The 1,834-nt window shown below is 53.9% G+C and carries 1 protein-coding gene; it reads left to right on the top strand.

Features of this window, described 5'->3' with window-relative positions; translation table 11 throughout:
* Positions 1-366 precede the first annotated feature (366 nt).
* Positions 367-1,287 carry a hypothetical protein gene (locus ACWCQK_RS42415; protein ID WP_451164596.1) on the top strand — a complete coding sequence of 307 codons (921 nt, stop codon included), beginning with the start codon at positions 367-369 and terminating at the stop codon, positions 1,285-1,287.
* The last annotated feature ends 547 nt before the right edge of the window (positions 1,288-1,834 follow it).

The raw sequence follows: 1,834 nt of genomic DNA, 5'->3' as shown, positions 1-1,834 counted from the left end.
CGGAAACAAGACGCCGGATGCCTCCCTCATTCCGAGCTAGACCACGCCTGACCAGCAGAAATCAAGCGATCATGTTCGGTTGAGATACGGCTTCTCACCGAAACCGGCCTCACCTTGACGACACCACGCCAACAAAGTCAGCAGATGCTCCCGAGGGAGGGATCCTGTCCCTTGCGCTTGCCGCTGGAGATGCCCACAGCCCCTCATCGGATTCCTGGCCGGACCAGCCTCGAACTCGTACCACGCGTGCTGAGTTCGCATTGAAAGGCCCAGCAGAGCCTGAGTGCTAATTACTCAAAATCAAGCACCCACTATAATGCATCCTTGAATCCTCGTTAAATTCGAAAAATCGATTGGATATGGAAAATGCTTCGACAAATCTTAGAATCCGATGAAACGTTACTTCGGGAGACTCCGCCAATTTCAGAGAGACTGGACGGTTTTGGCGGTTACGCCGCATGGATCGGAAAGTGGGCCGGCGCGGGCAGCCTGAAAATTCCACTACTAAATCTCTCAATTCCCTATAATTCACGCTGCGAATGTCAACCTGACGATTCCAGCGTTCTTTCAATGAGGGTCCGAAAAGAATTCGGCGGGCTCGTCTCTTACGAGGAGAATGCCCTTCTGGCGATCGACCCGGCGGACGGGAGCATCGTCGGTCCGCATGTCACCATTCTCAACTGGCGCGAACACAAGAAATTAGAACTAGAAGGCAGCGAAGTCGCTAAATCTTCAACCTCCTTCATCGACGGCCTTACGGAAGCATGTCAAATAGAGAAGAGATCCGGTGGGGAATTGACGTTTCGCCGATCGCTTTCACGTGCAGCAAATATTTCACTGTTTGATTTCGAGGAGAATCTGCGTCGCGATTCATTGAGAAACGGTGACGATGGCGGAATAGCCGAGCTTTCGGGCGCCTGGTCAGGCGAAGGTCGCTGTAGGTTCCCATCACTTCAATCGTCGATAGCCTACACGGTTCGGTTAAAATGCGAAAAATCCGCGAATGGGCTGCACTGGATTATGCGGAAGTCTCTACCTTGGGGGACCTACTACGAGGAGGAAGCATTTACTGCAATCATTCCAGAGAAGAGGCTACTTGAAATGAATCTCGCCATTCGCGTAACTACTAAACATTATCACAAGTATGCCGGACGGGGTGAAAGTGGATTCGCCGCCGAGATCACGACTCGTCCGCTTGGGGAAATAGAGGTTGCTGAAAACATAGCTGGAGAACTCAGATCCGAGAAGATGCACTTTCGACAAGAATACGGCTTCCAAGTCAAATGAGCTTCTTTCATCCTGAGCCTGGATCCACCGATCGGCGATCGGGGCGGGGAGTGGAGTGGAGTGGAGTGGCTGACACAGAGAGGTATCCGCTGAGCTGGGATGATGGGAGTTCCTACACTTCTATCCGACCCAACCAGCAAGGCGCCTTGTAGGTGAATTCCTCCCACGGCCTAGCGACCACCTCCGCTGCGTTCCATGACAGCAACCGTGACAGCTTACCCCGGTACGGAATTGTCCAATAAATAGGTTCCTTAAACAGTGTAAGCGCGTATCGGCGCCGTCGGTTGCTCGGTATGTTGCCCCGCATCCGGCGGCTCGCACGAGAGACGAGCTCGTTGGCCGCAAGGCGGTCGTGTATGCAATGTCGTCACGGCTGGCAAATAATCGGCTGGCGCGGACGGCCTTGCGGAAGATGTGCCACCAAATTTCCTGGAAGTTGAGCGAGCATGCACTAGTAGGACTCCGTTAGGTCTGTCTGGTTCTTGGTGTCGAACGTGTTCTGGCGGGGAGGGGCTGGTCGCAGGTGGTGCAGCTGCCGGTCCAGCAG

The sequence above is a fragment of the Streptomyces sp. NPDC002306 genome (assembly GCF_053593435.1).
This window is presented reverse-complemented; position numbering and strand designations above follow the sequence as displayed.

Bases quoted from the DNA above. Each gene is read 5' to 3' on its own strand.
- ACWCQK_RS42415 (WP_451164596.1), top strand. From the start codon at position 367: ATGCTTCGACAAATCTTAGAATCCGATGAAACGTTACTTCGGGAGACT.